Here is a 20,551-nt window from a genome sequence, read left to right as displayed (position 1 = left end):
GGAAATTACATGGGATTTAAAGCTCTCCCGACGCTGATCTCTTTATTTATTGCATTATTGATCTGGTTCGTGATTCCAGTGCCTACAGGCGTTGATCCTGATGCATGGCATTTACTGGCGATGTTTGTCGGTGTGATTGCCGCCATTATTGGTAAAGCCATGCCAATTGGTGCGATTGCGATTATTGCCATTACTTTAGTCGCCGTAACAGGTGTTACCAACGACAGTCCAAGTGGTGCCATTCAAGATGCGCTCAGCAGTTTTGCCAACCCGCTGATCTGGTTGATCGGTATTTCGATCATGATTTCTAAAGGTTTGCAAAAAACTGGATTAGGTGCACGCTTAGGCTATTTATTTATCGCCGTTTGGGGCAAGAAAACCATTGGTATCGGTTATAGCATGGTGCTGTCTGAACTGATTCTTGCACCTGTTACCCCAAGTAATACCGCACGTGGCGGCGGGATTATTCACCCGATTGTCCGTGCCATTTCCACCAGTTATGACTCTGACCCTGCTAAAGGTACCGAAGGTCGTATGGGGAAGTATTTAGCTTTGGTCAACTACCAAGCCAACCCGATTACTTCTGCCATGTTTATTACCGCAACCGCCCCTAACCCGTTGGTGGTTGATCTGGTAGCGAAAGCAACCAATAGTGAAATTTCATTGAGTTGGAGCACATGGGCGCTGGCGATGTTATTACCAGGCTTGATTGCCTTGATCATCATGCCGTTGATCATGTACTGGATATATCCACCTGAAGTGAAAGAAACCCCGAATGCAGCTCAGTTTGCCAAAACCAAGTTAAAAGAAATGGGGCCTGTCAGTAAAAATGAAATCATTATGCTCGGCGTATTTGGGATCTTACTGCTGTTATGGGCAGGCATCCCTGCCATGATTTTCGGTACGGCTTGGGCGGTTGATCCAACCACAACAGCCTTTATTGGTTTGGGCTTGCTACTGATTACGGGTGTACTGACTTGGGAAGATATCCTGACGCAAAAAAGCGCGTGGGATACCATTACTTGGTTTGCAGCCTTGGTGATGATGGCGACTTATTTAAATAAGCTCGGTTTAATCACGTGGTTCTCAGGTGTGTTAGAAACAGGGATTGGTCATTTGGGTCTCAGTTGGATGCCTGCCTGTTTATTGCTAATGCTCGCCTATCTGTATGCACATTATATGTTTGCCAGTACTACAGCACATATCACTGCCATGTTTGCAGCCTTTTATACGGCTGGACTGGCATTGGGTGCACCACCGATGTTGTTTGCCTTAATGATGGCAGCAGCATCAAGCATCATGATGACCTTAACCCATTATGCAACGGGCACATCGCCTGTGGTATTCGGTTCAGGTTACACCACACTGGGTGAATGGTGGAAAGCGGGCTTTGTCATGAGTGTCGTCAATATCATCATCTTTGTGGTGATTGGCGGACTTTGGTGGAAAGTGTTGGGTTATTGGTAGGATGATTTAGTTTAAAAAAAGCCCCTTACGAAGGGGCTTTTTCATGTAACTAATTTGAAGGGTACTAGAATTATAAACCTATACAGCGAATAAAATGATATCAGCGTCATTAATCAGGCTTGATATCATAAACCCAGTTTCGTGCTTGTTGATCCGTCGTCGTTTCGCAGACGTAGTAATCTTGATGCCACGAGTCTTGATGGAAGATTTCCTTTTTGTGGTAGCTGACTTGTTTGCCATTTTCGACACAGATAAAACTGTCACCTTGATCTTTCACAGCTGAACCGTTAAGGAATCCACCAATACATAAGAAGCGGGATTGTTTCGCCATTTAATTGAATCAACTTTTTAAATCACTCATTTTCGAATGATTAAACGATGGATTATTTAAACTGTAAAGACAAAATTACGAGACCATATCAATTAAAACTATGAGATCGGCATCGTGGCATAATCTATAAGCTTAAATTTCTCTAACCACACGGAAACCCCACATGGTTGAACGTGCCTGAGACGAATAATAGGCATTACGGTAAGCCGTTCGCACATTGTGTACGTTATAAATCCATGCGCCACCACGTAATACAGGGAAATTACACAAACCATTATTCTCTGCACCCCAACGTACTTGTGTCGTTGGTGCACCTTGATAATTGGCATGCCAACAATCATCTACCCATTCACGCGCATTGGCGAGTACATCATATAAACCAAAAGCATTCGGTAAAAATGAGCCCACAGGTGCGGTATATGCATAACCATCGTTACAGTTAAATGCCCGCCATGTGGCTGTATTGGTTTCTGTAGTCGTCGTGCTGACATCTAAAACATTGGCATACTTGCAGGCTTGATCACGCTCAGGGTCATTGCCCCAATAGAATGTAGTTGATGTCCCCGCCCGTGCTGCATATTCCCATTCAGCCTCAGTAGGCAAACGATAGGTTTTTCCTGTTTTTTCAGATAACCATGCTGCAAAAGCCTGACCATCTTCACGACGTACACACACGACGGGATCTTGAGCCGTTTGTGCAAACCCTGGATTACTCGGAGTTAAGTCATTGCGATACCACATATTGAACTCACCATCTCGTGTTTCCCAACTTCGACATCCTTGCACTTCCCAGCCTGTTTCTTTCTGGAATTGCTGAAATTGAGCGACCGTGGTTTCATGCGAGGCCATTGCAAATGGTTGTGTAACATTGACTTGATGTTGAGGTAGTTCATAGGGTCTTGCCTGAGCTGGCACGCCCTCTCGCTCCTGCTCTTCCAATGTGCCACCCATTAGATAGCTTCCAGCGGGAATTACCGTCAACTCAGGACAAAAGCCATCTGAACAATCTTTAAATTTGAATGCTGCAACGGTGTCTGTATTAACCTCTACATTGGTTAAACGTGCGGGTTGAATGAATACATTCATTTGTGGCGGTTTACTGAGCTGTTTTGTTAATAAATCAATCGTTCCCTGCCATTCATTCAGCATTTCACGCAACATTGCAGGACGTTCCATACTCACGCCCGTACCTTCATAATCTGGCGCATTACAACGTTCACGGATAAAAGTGGCCTCAGAACCCAACTGAGTGAGCTTAGGCAACATACGCTGATCAATAAAAGCGGCTAAATTGTTCTGCTGCGTGGTTAATGACGCTCTTAAATCTTGTAAAGCGGTTAATGCTTTATGATTTTGTTCTATCGCATCTCGATATACCGCATCACATTGGTCATTTTTCCAAACAAGGCGCTGACTTAAAGCAGTTAAGGCCATTGTTGTTGTTTGCAGCTTAATGTCAGAATTTAATTTCTTCTTATCATCATCGTTGCAGGCTGCCAATAGGCACCCAGCAAGCACAATTCCTGCTGCTTTAGCATAAGCTTTGGCTAAAGTTTCCATCATCAAACTCCTTTTTATATGATTGAATAAAACCCTGTATGTTTACGCCAAACACAGTAAATACTGAGCTTGAGCATAAACAGCAAAGTTTATTGTTCATGAATAATTAAAATGTATTGATGATTTAATTAGCATAGAAAAGAAGCAAATTTGAAATTGCTCAAGAAAAAACACAGATTAAAGTTATTCTGAAAAGTAAATCTTCATTTTTAATACATTGATTTTGCCTAAATTGTTAAGTCACATCTGGCATCACGATCAGGCACAGCATAAAAAAAATAAGGGCTGATGACTCAGCCCTTATTTTTAGCTAATTAACAGATTAGGTTAATTGAGCAGCAGAAATTTTCTTGGTATCAACTTGATCAGCTTCTTTTGTATATTCGCTCATCTTGTCGAAGTTCAAGTATTTGTAGATGTCAGCAGAAGCGCTGTCGATTTGTGACGCGTACTGTTGATATTCTTCTGGGCTTGGTAATTTACCAAGAACCGCAGCGACAGATGCAAGCTCAGCAGAAGCCAAGTAAACGTTTGCACCTTGACCTAAACGGTTCGGGAAGTTACGAGTAGAAGTCGATACACATGTTGTATTCGGTGCTACACGTGCTTGGTTACCCATACACAATGAACAGCCTGGCATCTCTGTACGCGCACCAGCACGGCCATAAATGTTATACAAGCCTTCTTCCATCAATTGATGCTCGTCCATACGAGTTGGTGGAGCCAACCATAAACGAGTAGACAATGAACCACCAGGTACTTTGTCAAGTAACTGACCCGCTGCACGGAAGTGACCGATGTTAGTCATACAAGAACCGATGAATACTTCATCAATCTTGTCGCCTTGAACATCAGAAAGAAGTTTCGCGTCATCTGGATCGTTCGGGCAGCAAAGAATTGGTTCTTTGATGTCAGCAAGATCGATTTCGTAAACTTTTAAGTATTCTGCATCAGCATCTGCTTTCAACAAGCTTGGGTTATCTAACCACTTCTGCATGTTTTCAGCACGACGCGCCATTGTACGCGCATCGCCATAACCTTCTGCAATCATCCACTTCAACATGGTGATGTTAGAACGTAAGTATTCAGCAACTTTCTCTTCAGAAAGTGTGATTGAACAGCCAGCAGCAGAACGCTCAGCAGATGCATCAGAAAGTTCGAATGCTTGCTCAACGGTCAAGTCATTTTCCATTTCTGATAAATCGATCTCAAGGATACGACCAGAGAAGATGTTTTTCTTACCTTTCTTCTCTACAGTTAAGTCACCCGCTTGAATTGCGTAGTAAGGAATTGCATGTACAAGGTCACGTAAAGTGATACCAGGCTGCATTTTACCTTTGAACTTAACAAGTACAGATTCAGGCATATCAAGTGGCATAACGCCAGTTGCAGCTGCGAACGCAACAAGACCAGAACCCGCTGGGAATGAAATACCGATTGGGAAACGTGTATGTGAGTCACCACCAGTACCAACAGTATCTGGAAGTAACATACGGTTTAACCAAGAGTGGATAATACCGTCACCTGGACGTAAAGATACACCACCACGGTTCATGATGAAGTCAGGCAATGTATGGTGAGTTGTTACGTCAACTGGTTTTGGATACGCAGCAGTGTGACAGAAAGACTGCATCACTAAGTCAGCTGAGAAACCCAAGCATGCCAAGTCTTTTAACTCATCACGCGTCATAGGACCTGTTGTATCTTGAGAGCCAACAGTGGTCATCTTAGGTTCACAGTAAGTACCCGGACGGATACCTTGGCCTTCAGCTAAACCACATGCACGACCAACCATCTTCTGAGCTTGTGTGAAGCCTTTACCAGTGTCAGCAGGTTGTACAGGTGTACGGAACAATGTAGAAGGTGCAAGACCCAATTCTTCACGTGCTTTAGCTGTCAAACCACGACCGATGATCAAGTTAATACGACCACCAGCACGTACTTCATCTAAAAGTACAGGGGTTTTAAGCTCAGCTTCTGCAATTTGTGCACCATCTTTGAATGCAGTTACTTTTGCAGCAGCGTGATCAATTTTCAATACAACTTCGTCGCCCATGTTCATGTTGGCAACGTCGATTTCTACAGGTAATGCACCTGCATCTTCCATTGTGTTGAAGAAAATTGGCGCAATCTTAGTACCTAAGCACACACCACCATCTTTTTTGTTTGGAATGTGTGGAAGTTCGTCACCAAAGAACCAAAGTACAGAGTTAGTTGCAGATTTACGAGAAGAACCTGTACCAACAACATCACCCACGTAAGCAACTTGGTTGCCTTTCGCGATCAATTCTTTGATTTGGTTTAATGGGCCAACTTCACCTGGTTTTTCAGGGTTGATACCGTCACGCTCGTTTTTCAACATTGCGTTTGCGTGTAATGGGATGTCTGGACGGCTCCAAGCGTCTTGAGCTGGAGACAAGTCATCCGTATTGGTCTCACCTGTTACTTTGAACACAGTGATTTTGATTTCTTCTGGAACGTCAGCACGGCTTGTGAACCATTCTGCATCAGCCCAAGATTGTAATACTGCTTTAGCAGCAGCATTGCCTGCTTTGGCTTTGTCAGCTACGTCATGGAACGCATCAAATACAAGAAGTGTTTTCTTTAACGCTTCAGCCGCTAATTCAGCAAGCTCAGCATTGTCTAGAAGTTCAACAAGTGGTGCTACGTTATAACCACCAAGCATTGTACCTAGTAAGTAAACTGCACGTTCTTTAGATACGAGTGGAGAGGTTGCTTCGCCTTTTGCAACAGCAGCTAAGAAAGCAGCTTTTACATATGCAGCTTGGTCAACACCTGCTGGAACACGATTTTCTAGTAAATCTACTAAATAAGCTTCTTCACCTGCTGGTGGATTTTTTAATAAGGCTACGAGTTCAGCAGTTTGAGCATCATCAAGCGGCTTCGGTGGGACTCCGAGTGCGGCACGTTCTTCAACGTGTTGGCGGTAAGCTTCTAGCACAGTGTTATTCCTCTTTTTTAAAAAATTACTTGTAAGTTCCAGCTTGCTACAAGCTTTACAAGTAATGTGGACAGCAAAATTTTACTAGACTTCGCGTTAAATGTTAATGCAACTACCGTATTTCTACGTGATGCCCATTATTTTATAGCGAAATGTTCATCCCTTGGAAATACCGCTTTGGTCTTAGGTTAAAGTCTAATAAAACAATAAATTACATCCATAAAAAAAGACAAACGGTGTTGTCTTTTTTATATACACATTAAAAAAGTTTATAGTTAGGCAGCTTGTCATGTGGAGTAACCAAGCATTCTTCCATAAACTGTTTCTTTAAATTTTCACGTAATGCTTCTGGATCTTTTTTCAGTTGATCGGCAGGAAGTGCATAAACTGTGTCCAAAATTTTAAAGATAAACTTACGCGTGGTCTCATCTTCAATCTTTGCCGCATACTCCGTTGCTTGTTTTTGCTCAATTCCATTTTGACGATCTAGCGTAATCGAACGTGCTGCGTTGCCCACACTGACGCAATAGCCATGCCATTGTTCTTCAGGGGTTAACGGCTTTTTCTCAGCACAACCAGCCAAAACTAAACCTATTGCAATAAACAAAACTTTTTTCATCATCATACTGCGGCTAATTTGATGCACACATCATACTGAAACTTGTTTATTTTGCAAAAGGAAGCCTTTAAAACCATGCTTTCCGTAATAAAAACATACAAATCATTTGCTACATCGCATGTTATTGCCTAACTTTTGACACTTTCCTCCATTGGCAGACAGATACGTCGTTCCTGCGACGAGATTATAGGACTTGCCTTTCATATCCCAACATCTGACCCCATTGCAGTTTTTGACGGCGATAAGCACGTCACTTGTCGCAGTAAGATTGCCTGTGGCTGTTGTGGTCGTCGTTACAGGTTTGGTTGGTGTTGCTGTAGTTGCAGTCACTGTTGTGATTTTTGGCTCTTTCGGTGCCGTTCCAGTTTGAGCAGTCGGCTGTTGTACTGTGGTAGCGCTATTCTTTTTGATTGGATCGAGCTGAGGTTCTTGTCTTTGTACAGGTTGGGGCGTTGCTGAATAAGTGGTAACGCCTTTGGCATCGACCCACTTATAGTATTCCTTGGCATTGACTTGGAGTGTTGAACTGAGGAGCACTAAGCCAAGCACTGCCCAAAGCTGACCAAAAGTGACAGATTTCATTTATTTCCTCCAAAAAATGTCATAAAATCATTAATTTTCAATAACTTATATTGATTCTATCACATTTTTTATTTTCTAAAATCACTTGTTATAAAATCTGTTTAAAAAATCTCCACAGACCATCAATACATTTGTCCTCATTAATTTTTATGTGAATGCTTTTTGGGGATTCAAGTAATGTTACAACCATAAAAAAAGAGGAACTATTTCATCGAAATAACTCCTCTTTCTGATGCTAAACCAAGCTTAGAGTCGGCTTAGAATCTCCAATTGTAGAATACGTCAATTGCACGTTCTAAGGACTGACTCGCTTCCAGATATAAACGACGGTTCATCTGATAACGCAAGGTCAACTTATTCACTGGAGTAAATACACCAATACCATAACGGATAAACAGATCTGGCGTGATATAGCCTGTCAGACTCACCTGTGTATCATCCCCTGTACCCTGTGCATCCAATGCCAAACCACTCAAACCAAAGGTTCGACCAATCTGGTTGGTCAAGGCACGCGTACCGCCCAAGCCCATACTAATACCCGCTGCAGCAATGGTGTTATTCACGTCAGACTTAAAGCCTTCCGTATTACTTAAACCACTGTTACCTTCATTAATACGACCTGTGAGTAAGGCATTCAAGGCTTCTTGTTCAGACAAACCTGCATCGTTATAAATCTGAATATTCGGTACGGTGGCTGTACCTGTGACACGCACGCCGACCATACTACCTTGAACCGGTTTATTGGCATCAATATCCAACGTCGGGTTGGCCAATGGTCCATTGAAACGCGCAATCGCTCGATTCAAATCAAGACTTTGGCCATAGGCTTCAATCTTCACTTTTTGACTGACACCAATCGCACCATTGGCACGCATGGCAGTTTCTAAACCACGTTGCGATAAGTGCAAACGACCAACCAATGGAATGGTACTTTCAAAACCTTGGAAAATGACTTGGTTGCCTAAAGTTACGGTCATATCAGCACGGATATCCCACGGTTTAGCCGCTTTTAAGGTCGCCAGCAAGTCTTGGCCTTGTTGCACCACACGCACATCAGGCGACAAATTCACGACGGTTGCAGAACTTTCAGGCATTGAAATACGTGCACGTGGTACATCAATTTTCCCTTTCAGGCTTAAACGTTGGTCAAAAGGATAAACATCCAAGCTTAAATCAGGCTCTACAATTGCCGTGATCATTGGTGCTTGGCGTACCAATAAGTTTTCACCTTTCAGGGTCAGATTTAAATGTGGATCATTTTTCCAATCAAAATTACCCTTTAAACGTCCAACACCCTGACCACTATTGAATGCGCCATCAATACTGGCAGATTGCTGACGTATTGAGGAATAAAGCTGGATATTGCTTAAATTCACCGGCAGAGAGATCATCGAAATTGCGCCATTTTTCAAACGCATCTCACCGACAAACTCAGGTTGAGTTAAAGTTCCATTCATTTTACCTGCCAAGGCCAAAGTCCCTGACATTGAACGTACATCTTTAATAAACGGCTTAAACACTTTCAACTGCACATCATTAAATGCAACTTCACCACGCATTGGCATATTGGCTTGATATGGATTAACAATCACATTGGCATAACCTGTCCCAATGTCTGGTGTTTTCATATCGACACGTAATAACAAACCTTCGCTGATACTTTTCGCAATCAGACTCAATTCATCATAAGTGACCGTTGTAGCTGGATCTTGTGGATCATCTGCCGCCAATCCGATTTCGCCTTTCTGGGTAACTAAACGAGCATCCAACTTCGGATGACTACCCTGAGCCCAAGATGCTTTGGCATAACCATTGAGTTGACCTGTAACCGCCAAACCTTCTGGCATGAAAGCGGTAAAGTCTTTTAAATCCAGATTTTTGGTAATGAAAGAAAAACTGCCTTTGGTTTTGCTCAAACGTGCAGGCTGATCCAGACATAACTGGCTGCTCGAACTCTGCCAGCAATGCTGACCGACATACAATTCCTGTTGCGCCGTGGTATAAATAATCGGTGCACTTTGGTTTTGTACCAAACTGATATTACGCGAAGTAAAGTTACCTTTTTGCAATTGGCCTAACCAGTCGTTCTTCGGATTGAAACCACCAGCCAGTTGCAGATAGAAATTCGATTGACGGTTTTTACTCTCCACCTTCAACACATGTGCCTTACGTGTTCCTGCCAAGTTTATCGTCGCATTTTCAATTTCACGATTGCCATTACGCAAACGATCTACAGTTGCAGTCAATTGTGTTGGTGTGGTCTCAGAGGTTGGTAATTCACCCTGTACTCGTAATGAGCGAATCGTCACCAGATCATTAAAGGCAAAATTATCAACCATCATATTCGCGGTTGCTTTTAAGCGTGGCTGCGACTGTACATTTAAACTACCATAGGCACGACCACGTAAGCCCGGATAAAGCTCATATAAAGCAGGTGCATTCAACTTAATACGTAGGTTTTGTGCATTGCCTGTGGCTTGCAACTGGTTCTGTGCATAGGCAAAGAATAAGTCATTGGCTTCGAATTGCTGTGGCAAGAAACCTGCTTGGTTCGAATCAAGCAATAAACTCAGATTACCGCGACCACGAATGGGTTTGTTATTCAGGAAACCTGCAATATTGAGCTGACGGATATCAATACGTTTCAGTTTATCCGACCAAACACCAAGTGTTTTAACGCGTCCAGAGACTTCACCTTTGACACTTGATACGAAATATTGAGGTTTAAAACGTACCAGCGAGGCATCAATATCCCAACCCAGTTTATCTTTAAGATTGACTGCACCCGTTGCAAAGATTTTACCTGCCACACCATCATGATTAAGTTCATTGATCTTGATGTAATCAGGTGTACCTGCGACCTTAATCTTTAATACACCATTACCCTGATTCAAAGCATTTAAAGAACCATTATAATCCACGGCAAAACTTTTAAAGCCACCACCTGCTTTTTCATCATTAAAAATCAAGGCAGCTGTACTTTTTCCTTTGAGAGCAATGGTTTCTGTTTTATTGTCTTGTGGCAATTGCCCTGTTAAATCAATCTGTTCAAGCTGAATAATCTGTTGATTCGGTTTGGCAAAACCAGTGGCTTTGATTTCACCATTTAATAAGTTAATCGGTGCAGCTGCGGCAACTGTTTGCGGATTAAAATTCTGTGCTTTGAGCTGGGCTTGCCATGAAAGCTGTTGCTTTTCAGTTGGTAACTTCACTTTGGCCTGTCCCGACAAGCTGCCTTTTTCCGCCTCATAACGGAAGCTTTCCACATCTAATAGATCGCCTTTTACATCTAAACGCGCATCATATTTTCCTGTTGGTAACAAAGCTTGTTCATGTGGACGAATCGTTGTTGTGAGATAGATATCTTGCTGACCTTCTTTTAAGGTCAGGTTAGTATGACCTTCTTCACTACTGAGCCAGCCGATATATGGCATGGCACGATCAATCCCTTTCCATGAAACATCAAGCAACATTGGTTGTGCTTTATTGTCTTTTTCTTCCGCTTGATTCAGCTTAACCGCCCAAGTTTCAAATTTATCAAATGCAAGTTGTGCGTTCAGCACCAAGCCTTTTTCCATTGAACCTGTAGAACTTAAATTCGCATCCAAGTTTGGTGGCAAGAAATCTTGTGCAATTTGCGGTACGGTTTTGTCTTTCGGGTCTAAGCGTTCTAAACGACCTTTCACATCCCAAGACACATGATCATGCCAGTTTACAAACCCCAGTAAGCTGACCACACCACCCATCAACTGGCCATTAAACTCACGGATATTCAATTGATGAGTTAAATCAGTATCCATCAGTGCCGTATATTGCCCCTCCGGCACTTGCTCGCCTTTTAGGTCTGTATCCAGTGTTAAAATCAGTTTTTGGATATCGCCATTGAATTTTGCAATCCCATCTTTTGCAAACAGCTTTTGATCTTTGAGTAATGGCAAGTGATAGTTTTTAAAGAACAACTCACCATTCATCGGCACATGATCACGTACTGGATGGACGACCGCCCAACCCGTGAGTAGATCTGGGGTACGTGTTGCAATCCCTACTTTTAAGGTATCTAAAGAACCTCTGGCAGCAACTTTAATGACATCAATATCTAGGCTTTTGAGTGATGGAATGATCAAGTCTGCTTTGGCATTGATTGGATATTTTCCACTAAAGTCCATCTCTCCCGTTGCATTTTGGACGGCCAAATACTCCATCTTCATGCGAGAGTCTTCGAACTTTAATTTGGTTTCTGACCATAAAGCATCTTTTAAATAAATATCGCTGAAATCGACTTTAGATGTTGTGGTTTGCAGTTGCAAATGGTCTAGGCTGGCTTCATCAACACGCAATACAAAAGGAAGTTTGATTGGATCAAATCCAAATGGTTTGCCTGATGGTGGTTTCTTATCAAGAATTTTTAGATTACGCACATCGGCATGGCTAAGGTGCACTTCTTTCTTAAGAATCGCTCGCCACCCTAAAGACACATCGGCACGGTCTAAAGAAACATCAATTCCTTCCAATCGTACCAACACATTTTTTAAGATAATACCTGAAAGCAGATTACCGCTTTCATATTCGTATTTAATGGTTTTCTGGCTTTGAAGTACACGGTCTAATAGAAAACGGCTACCCTTATCCGTTGACATCATCACAAGCAAAGAGCTGACCAATAATAAAAGAATGATCAGCACAATCAGCACAACATTTCGAGCAATGCGCCGCGGTGGTCTTGGTTTTGTTGGAGGGGTAAGTTGCTGTTCTACTTCCGTCATAATCAACCCGAGATTGTTTTGCCCTGATCAAACACAGGGCTAAAAAAGTTTTTAAAGCTGTGGACCAATAAAGAAATGTAATCGAATTGGATTGTTATCATTAGAAATACCCGATGCGATATCTAATCGAATTGGTCCAATTGGCGATCTCCAGCGGATACCAACACCCACACTATATTCTGTTGGGTTGCTAAATTGTTTGTCATAAGCGTTACCGAAGTCCGAGAACACCGCAGCACGCCAGCCATCTTTAAATTGATAATTATATTCTAAAGAGCCAACCCCTAGGGCTTGACCACCTATCTTATAGCCGTTTTCTTCAGGTGATAAGCTCTTATAGTCGAAACCACGCAAAGACTGATCACCACCGGTAAAGAAGCGCAAGTTATAAGGAACTTTATTAAAGTCATCGGTAAAAATATAACTTGCATCGCCACGACCGACAAATTGATGATTGTCGTTTTCACCCAATGAATAGATGAAGCGCCAACCTGCACTTACAATTGCCATATTGGCATCAGAGAGTAAAGATTCAGTCCCCAATTCCACTTTATAAGTCTGCTTGAATCCACGCGTAGGATTTAAACGAGTATTGCTATTGGTTTTTGATGCCTCATAACCCAAGAGCAAAGATTCTTGCTCAGAATCAATTCCCGAAACTTTAAAAGCATCGGGTAACTCGTCGACATTGACATCACCTTTTTTGGTTAAACGATCTAAACGATAACGTAAGCCAAAAGTATGTTGCCAATCACCCAATGGATTCTTAATAACACGCTCACCACCTAGTACCGCTGATTCAACCAATAGATTGATATCTGGACCAATGTCATCACGGGTTTCACGCTCATAACCACCCACAAGGTTAAAGTAGTCATTCAAGGGATGCTTATATGGGATGCTATAACGACCATCAATCGATTGACGGATTTCTGAAACCTCGACGTTAGCATCAAAAGAATGACCATATTTATTGACGATAGCACGACGATACTGACTACGAATACGTGCACCCGTATCTGTACCATAACCAATACCGGTTTCAAGGCTATTTAAACGATCGGCATTCAGGGTCACAACAACAGGAATTTTGCGTTCTACCCGTGCTTGCTCTTCGAGTTTTTGACGTTCTTCATCATCGTCGTCATGTGCAGGTAACACTGGCATTGAACGCGCCAAAGCAGGTTGCGCTGGTTCTGCACCAGAGAACTGTGATTCATCCACCACGTCCTGCGTCACTTCTTGCGCAGAGGTAATTTTTGCGCGCGCAAGATCTGCTTTCTGTTGACTGCTCATCAATTGTGATTCTTGCACACGTTGCTGATCAACCAAAGCCTGCAAGTCAGGTGGTAAATCAAGAGGTGGTTGAATCGCATCCGGCTTGATTGTATCAACCAAGGTATAGTTAAAATAACGCGAGTTGGTTAAGTTGTTCGCCAAAGCATTGACACGCCAGAAGGCATAATCATCGCCTTCTTTCCATGGTGCCAAACTATCTAAAACCTTCTGAGTGAGTGGCAACGGCTTGCTCGGATCACTCATCCGATATTCAACTTGCTTTAATTTATAGCGCTCACCAGTTTCATAATTTAAATTAATCTCGGCCGTTTTTTCAGGTTGACTAATTTTGACATCATGCAATCGCCAAAAGGCATCAAAATAACCATTGTCCGAAGCCACCGTGGTAATCTTAGTTTTGGTTGCTTCATATGAACCATGATTAAAAATATCGCCGACATCTTGTTCTGGAATTAAGCGGATGACCTGAAATTGCGGTGTATTGGCACCAGCACCTGTAAATTCAATATTTTGTTCTTTAATTTTGACGGGTTCATTTGGAACCACAATCACCTTAACTTTGCTCTCACTCTCTTTCACAAAGGTATAAGTTGCATTGTAATAACCGACTGCCTGTGCTGCCTGATTGGTCAAAGCGCGAAGTTGCGGCAAAGCAACATTAAACTCCTCAAATGATTCTTGGGTAAAACTTGAGAGCTTGGCCTTAATATTGAGCGCAAGAATAGGTGGTGCGCCGCTTACATCTGCTGTAATACGGGGAATTTTATCCGCATTGAGTAAATTATCTGGGCGGAAACGATTCACAATTCGCTTAAAGAATCCAACTTTTTCCTGTGGTTGATCAGACTTAGGCTGCAAATCAGCTAATGTTTTACCTGTTTCATTGGCCTCAACCACGATTTTACTGTCTGCTTGGATCTCACCCATCAACTGGTCAATATTCAGCGGTGCTTGCTTGATTTCAGTCAGTTCCGTCTGTGATGCATCAGCGATGATCGGTTCAGGATTTCTTGCCGTGTTTTCGCGATATGCTTGTGCTTGATTTTTCGCATCTTCAGCAACACGGAAGATTTCATTTGCCATACCTTGATCCACAGGAATTACAGGCAAATTTTCTAAATTGTCATCCAACTGAATCGGTTTCAATTCATTAATATGATTCGTGGATTGTTCTTGTTCTTTTAATGCAGCCAAACTGTCCTGCCCAAGCAATACCCCTTGATCTGCAAGATTGATTGCTGGGGTTGTCGGTGCGGCCGCTGCAACTGCCAATTCGACCGGTTGTTCCGTCTGTTCAACTGCCTGATTTTCAGACACAGTCGAATTTTGTTCCTGAGCATAAGCAACTGATATGCAAGAACTAATTAAGAAACCACTACAAATAAGTTTAGGAAAACCCTGCATTTTAAAAATTAAATGCATAGAATGAACCAGTGTCGACTGTTTAAACTTCGTTTTAGATGGCATGTAAAACTCTAAATTTGTTTTTTAATTTATCGTTTTTGATGGGTGAAATAACTTCAAATCTTTGATTTTTCATCCAATCAGACATAGGTATCATACATGCATTTCATCACATTTTTACAGTTCGTCACATTTTTTTATAAATCACAATGAAGTGAACACACGATGAAACAAGACGAGCACTTAATGACTTCGCGTCGGTTCGCCCCGATGTTTTTCACTCAGTTCTTTGGCGCACTTAATGATAATGTTTATAAGCAATCGCTGCTGTTAGTTATTACCTATGGCTGGATTCAACAACAAAGTGCTCCCGTCAGTACCCTCAATAATCTAGCTGCTTTATTGTTTATTTTGCCCTACTTCTTTTTTTCAGCAACTGCTGGTCAAATTGCAGATAAATACGAACGCTCGCAACTAATTCGCTTCATTAAAATATTAGAAATTGTGATCATGTTGATTGGTACAGCTGGCTTCCTGCTTGGAAATTTGTGGTTACTGCTGTTTGCCTTGTTTTTAATGGGCACACATTCCACCTGTTTTGGCCCAATCAAATATGCCATCTTGCCTGAAATACTCAAGCCACAAGAGTTAATGTCAGGTAATGCTTTATTCCAGTCAGGTACATCGATTGCGATTTTACTGGGTATGATTCTAGGCGGCGCCGTGATTGCCACGTCTGAGGGTAACTTACTTTGGATTAGTATTACCGTCGTTGCAATTGCTTGCTTAGGCTATTTATGTAGCCGTTTTATTCTGCCTCAGAAAGTTGCGGCACCCGATTTAAAAATTGACTGGAACTTCATTCGAACCAGTTTTCAAACCATTAAATATGCCAAAAGTATTCCGGTCGTATTTGTGATTTTGTTGGGTAACTCTTGGTATTGGTTCTATGGCGCAACCTATTTAACCCAGATTCCGCAACTGACGCAACAAAACCTTCATGCTTCGGAAAATGTGGTGAGCCTGTTACTTACCTTTTTCTCGGTTGGTATTGGCGTCGGTTCTTTACTCTGTCGAAAAATTGGTGGGTCAGACATCAATATCAAGATGGTGCCCTATGGTGCAATTGGTTTAACTGTTTTTGCGCTATATCTAGCAGCAAGTCTAGCCTTTGTACCTGAGCGTACGGGTGACTTACTCAGCTTAAAAGATATGTTTACACTCGGCGCAGTCTATTATCATGTGATGGTGGCAGTAACTTTGCTGGGCATTAGCGGTGGGTTCTATATCGTTCCACTCTATGCCATGATGCAGGCCTATTCACCGCGTTCACACCGAGCGCGAGTTGTGGCAGCAAATAATATTTTAAATGCTGTATTTATGGTCTCTTCCGCAGTTTTTTCGATTTTAATCTTAAGCATTTTAAAAATTGATATTAAAATCTTATTTACCATTACCGCTGTTTTAAGTGCAATTTTTTCATTTTGGTTATTAAAACGCCTAAAACCTTTATTGGAAAATGCTCCCAATACTTTAGAGGATTAATCTATGCGTCATTACACAGGTCTCGATAAAATGATTCATTCGTTTGATCAAGCCTTACGTAGTTTGGTACCAGGTGCGACCAGTGCACAACGGACGAATCCTGCCAATGATGAAGCTTCACAACTTTGTGTCAGTGATGCCCGTCATGTTGCAGGCTTGATGCGTGTCAATCATAGTGGTGAAGTCTGTGCTCAAGCGCTTTATCATGGTCAGGCACTCACTGCAAAATTACCGCATGTCCGTGAAGAAATGCAGCAAGCTGCAATCGAAGAACAAGACCATTTGGCTTGGTGTGAAGATCGTTTAAAAGAATTAGATAGTCACACCAGTGTATTAAATCCAATTTGGTATGGCTTGTCCTATGGTATGGGTGCAATTGCAGGGATTGCAGGTGACAAATACAGCTTAGGTTTTGTGGCAGAAACTGAACGTCAAGTTAGCCAACACTTGCAGGAACATATTCAACAACTTCCTGCACATGATGAACGTTCACGTAAAATCCTCGTACAGATGAATGAAGATGAATTGCATCATCGTGATACAGCTTTGGAAGCCGGCGGTGTAGACTTACCCGCGCCTGTACGGATTACCATGACCGCCATTTCAAAACTCATGACCAAAACCAGTTATTATCTTTAGGTTACATGAGGGAATTATTGCGAAGTAATTCCCTTTTCTTTTAACTGACACAATCAAAATTAACGAAATACAATTTTGCCTTTATCCGTTGAATAACGGTCACTCCAAAAGCTTTGTGACTGCTTGTCTAAATCGGTAAAAATGGTGTAGTCGATTTTACCCTGTCTAAAACTCAACTGATCATTCTTCTTTACTGCAATAACACGCGTGTCATTGACCCAAACCCGTTGCTGCTGATCAATTTTAATCAGAGCCAAAGTTGTGCCATCTGATCTTTCTGCAATCCACTGCGGTTGCTGTGTCGATATACTCGGACTTGATACGTCTACCGTTTGCTCAACAAAACCCGCCTTGCTATTTTCCTCTTTGCTTTTCGTTATATCACAGCCCTGTGCTTCACTGACTTGGGTGCAACCTGATTGTTCTAATTGTTGTCGATACTTGGCATCAATTGCATAGGCTGAGTTCATGCTGCCATAGAGAACAATCCCCAAGGCAATAAGTAACTTGGCTCGCATAAATAATTCCTTCATTATTCGCTTGTTATCTATTTAAACATCCCTGTATACAGCCGTATGTAACTCAAATGTGTTTCGTCGCAAACAAAAACCCATGGATGCGACCATGGGTTTTTTTAAATCAGATGCTAAAACTGAACGGTTCAATATAAACCATGTTCTGCTTTAAAACGTTCTAGATCTCTGACAGCTTGATGATAACGTGACTGTACCCAGCTACTATTGATACGCAAATCATATAAACGCTTTTGATAATCATCCCTTACTTTGCTTGAAAGGTCTTTTCGTTCCAGCTCTTTTAAATAACGGTTCATATCATTTTGGGAGCGATTAAACTCTGAATCCGCTTGATAATACTCATAAGCGACTTGATAGTAACTACGCAAGGATTCACGCTTTTCAATTGGACAAACCCGAATATCACCACGGCCTTCGAGCGCTTCACTAAAGATAATTTCTGGTCGGCAGTAATAGCCCAAACCTTTTTGATAGCCTTGTTCATATAGCTTTTGATTGGGCACAATATTGGCTTTTTGACAGGAAGAATAGTATTTATCTAAACGTGATTCATGCCCATCGGAGCCATCTCTTTCGCCCACACTAAACCAATTTGCTGTTTTGCATTGCTCGACACTCATGGCCGCACAACCCGAAAGTAAAACCGTTAAAGTCAATAAAATTAAAATAAGTTTCATAAAAAACTTCCTATTATTATAGTGTTACCTTATTAAAGTATTACATTGTAATGACAGGATAATGCATACTTTGAAGATAGGCTAAATCTGCGTGCTGCCATAAATCATATAAAGGAATTTTTACATCCAAAGCCAATGGTAACTTTTTTGGATTAAATTGCATATGTTCTAATGTTTCACCCCACGCAATCACATCAATATCCAAACTGATATGGTGTGATGGACGAACCCGCCCAGATTGCGCTTCTAGTTTTTTCAGGGTCTCAATCACTTTATCCACATGAAGTTTACTTTTTAATAAGCAGGCTGAATTCCAATAATCAGCCCCGATTCCATCCCGACAAGGAATTTCATAAATTGGAGAAAACTCCACTGTGCCCAAACTTGAGAGCTGTTCATAGGCAAAAGTGAAATTTTGTTGTTGCTGGACATTACTCGCCAGTGCGAGCGCAAAAATTGTTTCTGTTGCGTTCAAGGCGAATTCCTACTGCATTGGCTTGTGCAATGATGGCGGGTTTGCGAATGGTGATACTGATCGATTCGATCGAGGGGAAAGTCGTAAATAGACATTCGAGTACCAATTGTGCTGCATGCTCAATCAGTTTGGGTTGGGCTTGTTGAATCACCTGAGCTGCAAGCTCACAGATTTGCGCATAGTTGAGGGTATCTTCTAGCTCATCTGATTGTGCAGCTTGAGTTAGATCATTATGAATGGTGAGATCTAGCATTAAAGGTTGAATAATTTGGCGTTCCCAGTTGAAACAACCAATGACAGTATCAACCTTCAACCCTTCAATTATAATGGCATCCATAATGACCTAATGAACCGATAAATAAATTAATGCTTTAAAAACGAAGCAGGTTCAATATTGTGAACCATTTTTAAACGTTGGTCAGCATAAATATCGGTATATGGTGCGAGAACACGCATGAAACGATCAAAATATAGCATTTGCTTGAATAACAAGGCGAAGTCACGCGGGAATTTGATACCGTGACGCTCACCTACAGCCACCATATCCATCATGATGTCATTCAAATCTGCAGGATTGGAACTCAGAATTTCTTGCGGATCTGCCAATAACACACCGCTAAATAAACGCTCTAAGTCATCAGCCAAAACTTGAGTATCAATTTTCTGATGAGTCATGCCCATTTTCAGCATATTTTCAGCCATTGCGTTGTAATTGGTATGCTGTAAAGCATCCATAAACGCCATACATGCTGTCCATACCTCAGGGTTTAGCTGCCCAACAATACCGAAATCAATAAAACCAACACGACCATCTTCAAGTAGCATCAGATTGCCTGCATGTAAATCAGCATGGAAACTCTTACATAGCATTAAACTGCCAAACCAAGTATTCATCGCAGTAATCAAGACCTGTGTTGGGTCTTTGGCATATTGTTTTACCACATCAAAGTCAGTCAATGACACACCATATAAACGCTGCATAGTGAGCACACGACGCGTTGAAAACTGGTGATAAACCTTTGGTGCAGTTGCCGCTTGATTGCCTGACACATTCAAATATTGGATAAAGTCATCTAGGTTCTGAGCTTCTTCAATAAAATCAACTTCACGTACCATACGTGTTTTGATCTCATCTACGATTTCAGACAACGAGGCAAACTTGATTTTTGGAACAGCTCTTTCAAGTAGCTTTGTCGCCCAATGCACCACATTTAAGTCGGTATATAAAATGGTTTCAACACCAGGTTTTTGCACCTTTAATACCACATCTTCACCCGTAACCAGTCGAGCGGCATGGACTTGTGCAATTGAGGCTGAAGCCAAAGGTTTTTCGTCAATAAAACTGAAAATTTCATTGAGATTGCGTCCTTCAAACTCTTCAGCCAATACTTTTTGAATATAGCTAAACGGTAAGGTTGGGGTTTGATCTAAACAGCCTTGGAATTCCTGAACGTACTCACGTGGGAATAAAGACGGCGTGCTGGCGATAAATTGACCCAGTTTAATATACGTCGAACCAAGCGATTCAAAGGTCTCACGCATAAGTTTGGCGTTGCTTGGTTTTTCAGTTGCATATTTCACACCTGCTTGTGCTGCAACCACTACTGTTTCACCAATACGTGCAACAGAGCGTAATCCATCGAATAAAATATTTCTTTTCATAATCTTTCTTGCCTCACAGATGGCTTTAGT

15 protein-coding genes are annotated in these 20,551 nt (G+C 41.8%); 3 read left to right on the top strand and 12 right to left on the bottom strand.

Features of this window, described 5'->3' with window-relative positions; translation table 11 throughout:
* The first annotated feature begins 9 nt into the window (after window positions 1–9).
* The gene (locus A7P55_RS14300) at window positions 10–1,467 is read left to right on the top strand and encodes a DASS family sodium-coupled anion symporter (RefSeq protein ID WP_171552605.1); all 1,458 of its coding nucleotides are present in this window, start codon (window positions 10–12) and stop codon (window positions 1,465–1,467) included.
* A gap of 109 nt (window positions 1,468–1,576) precedes the next feature.
* Here the strand turns inward: A7P55_RS14300 and A7P55_RS14295 are convergent, their stop codons facing one another.
* The 7 genes from A7P55_RS14295 to A7P55_RS14265 all read right to left on the bottom strand — a co-directional run bounded on the left by A7P55_RS14295 (window position 1,577) and on the right by A7P55_RS14265 (window position 15,050).
* A complete protein-coding gene (locus tag A7P55_RS14295; protein WP_004806481.1) occupies window positions 1,577–1,798 on the bottom strand; it encodes a hypothetical protein in 222 nt (73 codons plus the stop codon).
* Between the two features lie 132 nt (window positions 1,799–1,930).
* Complete coding sequence (locus tag A7P55_RS14290; RefSeq protein WP_171553251.1) at window positions 1,931–3,358, bottom strand: formylglycine-generating enzyme family protein; 1,428 nt, start codon at window positions 3,356–3,358, stop codon at window positions 1,931–1,933.
* 322 nt (window positions 3,359–3,680) lie between these two features.
* Complete coding sequence (locus A7P55_RS14285) at window positions 3,681–6,320, bottom strand: bifunctional aconitate hydratase 2/2-methylisocitrate dehydratase (protein ID WP_171552604.1); 2,640 nt, start codon at window positions 6,318–6,320, stop codon at window positions 3,681–3,683.
* Window positions 6,321–6,579: 259 nt separating this feature from the next.
* On the bottom strand, window positions 6,580–6,939 hold the full coding sequence (locus A7P55_RS14280; RefSeq protein WP_005204329.1) for a hypothetical protein: 360 nt from the start codon (window positions 6,937–6,939) through the stop codon (window positions 6,580–6,582).
* Between the two features lie 102 nt (window positions 6,940–7,041).
* A complete protein-coding gene (locus A7P55_RS14275) occupies window positions 7,042–7,521 on the bottom strand; it encodes a DUF4124 domain-containing protein (protein WP_171552603.1) in 480 nt (159 codons plus the stop codon).
* 257 nt (window positions 7,522–7,778) lie between these two features.
* Window positions 7,779–12,284 (bottom strand): translocation/assembly module TamB domain-containing protein, encoded by a 4,506-nt coding sequence (locus A7P55_RS14270; RefSeq protein WP_171552602.1) that lies wholly within the window; start codon window positions 12,282–12,284, stop codon window positions 7,779–7,781.
* 51 nt (window positions 12,285–12,335) lie between these two features.
* Window positions 12,336–15,050 carry an autotransporter assembly complex family protein gene (locus A7P55_RS14265; protein WP_171552601.1) on the bottom strand — a complete coding sequence of 905 codons (2,715 nt, stop codon included), beginning with the start codon at window positions 15,048–15,050 and terminating at the stop codon, window positions 12,336–12,338.
* Window positions 15,051–15,212: 162 nt separating this feature from the next.
* Between A7P55_RS14265 and A7P55_RS14260 the strand changes: the two genes are divergently transcribed.
* Together A7P55_RS14260 and coq7 are read left to right on the top strand one after the other, a co-directional pair.
* Window positions 15,213–16,532: an MFS transporter gene (locus A7P55_RS14260; protein WP_171552600.1), complete on the top strand. Its 1,320-nt coding sequence runs from the start codon at window positions 15,213–15,215 to the stop codon at window positions 16,530–16,532.
* A 3-nt stretch (window positions 16,533–16,535) separates the two neighbouring features.
* The gene (gene coq7, locus A7P55_RS14255; RefSeq protein WP_171552599.1) at window positions 16,536–17,171 is read left to right on the top strand and encodes a 2-polyprenyl-3-methyl-6-methoxy-1,4-benzoquinone monooxygenase; all 636 of its coding nucleotides are present in this window, start codon (window positions 16,536–16,538) and stop codon (window positions 17,169–17,171) included.
* Window positions 17,172–17,230: 59 nt separating this feature from the next.
* Here coq7 and A7P55_RS14250 read toward each other — a convergent pair whose 3' ends face one another.
* The 5 genes from A7P55_RS14250 to A7P55_RS14230 all read right to left on the bottom strand — a co-directional run bounded on the left by A7P55_RS14250 (window position 17,231) and on the right by A7P55_RS14230 (window position 20,521).
* Window positions 17,231–17,689: a hypothetical protein gene (locus A7P55_RS14250; RefSeq protein WP_171552598.1), complete on the bottom strand. Its 459-nt coding sequence runs from the start codon at window positions 17,687–17,689 to the stop codon at window positions 17,231–17,233.
* A 143-nt stretch (window positions 17,690–17,832) separates the two neighbouring features.
* Complete coding sequence (locus A7P55_RS14245) at window positions 17,833–18,384, bottom strand: DUF2799 domain-containing protein (RefSeq protein ID WP_171552597.1); 552 nt, start codon at window positions 18,382–18,384, stop codon at window positions 17,833–17,835.
* A gap of 40 nt (window positions 18,385–18,424) precedes the next feature.
* Complete coding sequence (locus tag A7P55_RS14240) at window positions 18,425–18,859, bottom strand: 2-amino-4-hydroxy-6-hydroxymethyldihydropteridine diphosphokinase (RefSeq protein WP_171552596.1); 435 nt, start codon at window positions 18,857–18,859, stop codon at window positions 18,425–18,427.
* Window positions 18,816–19,196 carry a dihydroneopterin aldolase gene (gene folB, locus A7P55_RS14235; protein ID WP_171552595.1) on the bottom strand — a complete coding sequence of 127 codons (381 nt, stop codon included), beginning with the start codon at window positions 19,194–19,196 and terminating at the stop codon, window positions 18,816–18,818. The genes A7P55_RS14240 and folB overlap by 44 nt, the downstream gene beginning before the upstream one ends.
* 26 nt (window positions 19,197–19,222) lie before the next feature.
* Window positions 19,223–20,521, bottom strand: coding sequence for an AarF/UbiB family protein (locus tag A7P55_RS14230; RefSeq protein ID WP_171552594.1), 1,299 nt, complete (start codon window positions 20,519–20,521; stop codon window positions 19,223–19,225).
* Window positions 20,522–20,551: the final 30 nt, after the last annotated feature.

The organism is Acinetobacter sp. Ac_5812 (assembly GCF_013072695.1).
Taxonomy (GTDB): Bacteria; Pseudomonadota; Gammaproteobacteria; order Pseudomonadales; family Moraxellaceae; genus Acinetobacter.
This window is presented reverse-complemented; position numbering and strand designations above follow the sequence as displayed.

Excerpts from the sequence above, each read along its gene's own strand:
- A7P55_RS14270 (WP_171552602.1), bottom strand. The coding sequence starts at position 12,284 with ATGACGGAAGTAGAACAGCAACTTACCCCTCCAACAAAACCAAGACCA.
- A7P55_RS14260 (WP_171552600.1), top strand. The coding sequence starts at position 15,213 with ATGAAACAAGACGAGCACTTAATGACTTCGCGTCGGTTCGCCCCGATG.
- A7P55_RS14245 (WP_171552597.1), bottom strand. The coding sequence starts at position 18,384 with ATGAAACTTATTTTAATTTTATTGACTTTAACGGTTTTACTTTCGGGT.
- A7P55_RS14295 (WP_004806481.1), bottom strand. The coding sequence starts at position 1,798 with ATGGCGAAACAATCCCGCTTCTTATGTATTGGTGGATTCCTTAACGGT.
- A7P55_RS14265 (WP_171552601.1), bottom strand. The coding sequence starts at position 15,050 with ATGCCATCTAAAACGAAGTTTAAACAGTCGACACTGGTTCATTCTATG.
- A7P55_RS14230 (WP_171552594.1), bottom strand. The coding sequence starts at position 20,521 with ATGAAAAGAAATATTTTATTCGATGGATTACGCTCTGTTGCACGTATT.
- coq7 (WP_171552599.1), top strand. The coding sequence starts at position 16,536 with ATGCGTCATTACACAGGTCTCGATAAAATGATTCATTCGTTTGATCAA.
- A7P55_RS14275 (WP_171552603.1), bottom strand. The coding sequence starts at position 7,521 with ATGAAATCTGTCACTTTTGGTCAGCTTTGGGCAGTGCTTGGCTTAGTG.
- A7P55_RS14250 (WP_171552598.1), bottom strand. The coding sequence starts at position 17,689 with ATGCGAGCCAAGTTACTTATTGCCTTGGGGATTGTTCTCTATGGCAGC.
- A7P55_RS14300 (WP_171552605.1), top strand. The coding sequence starts at position 10 with ATGGGATTTAAAGCTCTCCCGACGCTGATCTCTTTATTTATTGCATTA.
- folB (WP_171552595.1), bottom strand. The coding sequence starts at position 19,196 with ATGGATGCCATTATAATTGAAGGGTTGAAGGTTGATACTGTCATTGGT.
- A7P55_RS14290 (WP_171553251.1), bottom strand. The coding sequence starts at position 3,358 with ATGGAAACTTTAGCCAAAGCTTATGCTAAAGCAGCAGGAATTGTGCTT.
- A7P55_RS14280 (WP_005204329.1), bottom strand. The coding sequence starts at position 6,939 with ATGAAAAAAGTTTTGTTTATTGCAATAGGTTTAGTTTTGGCTGGTTGT.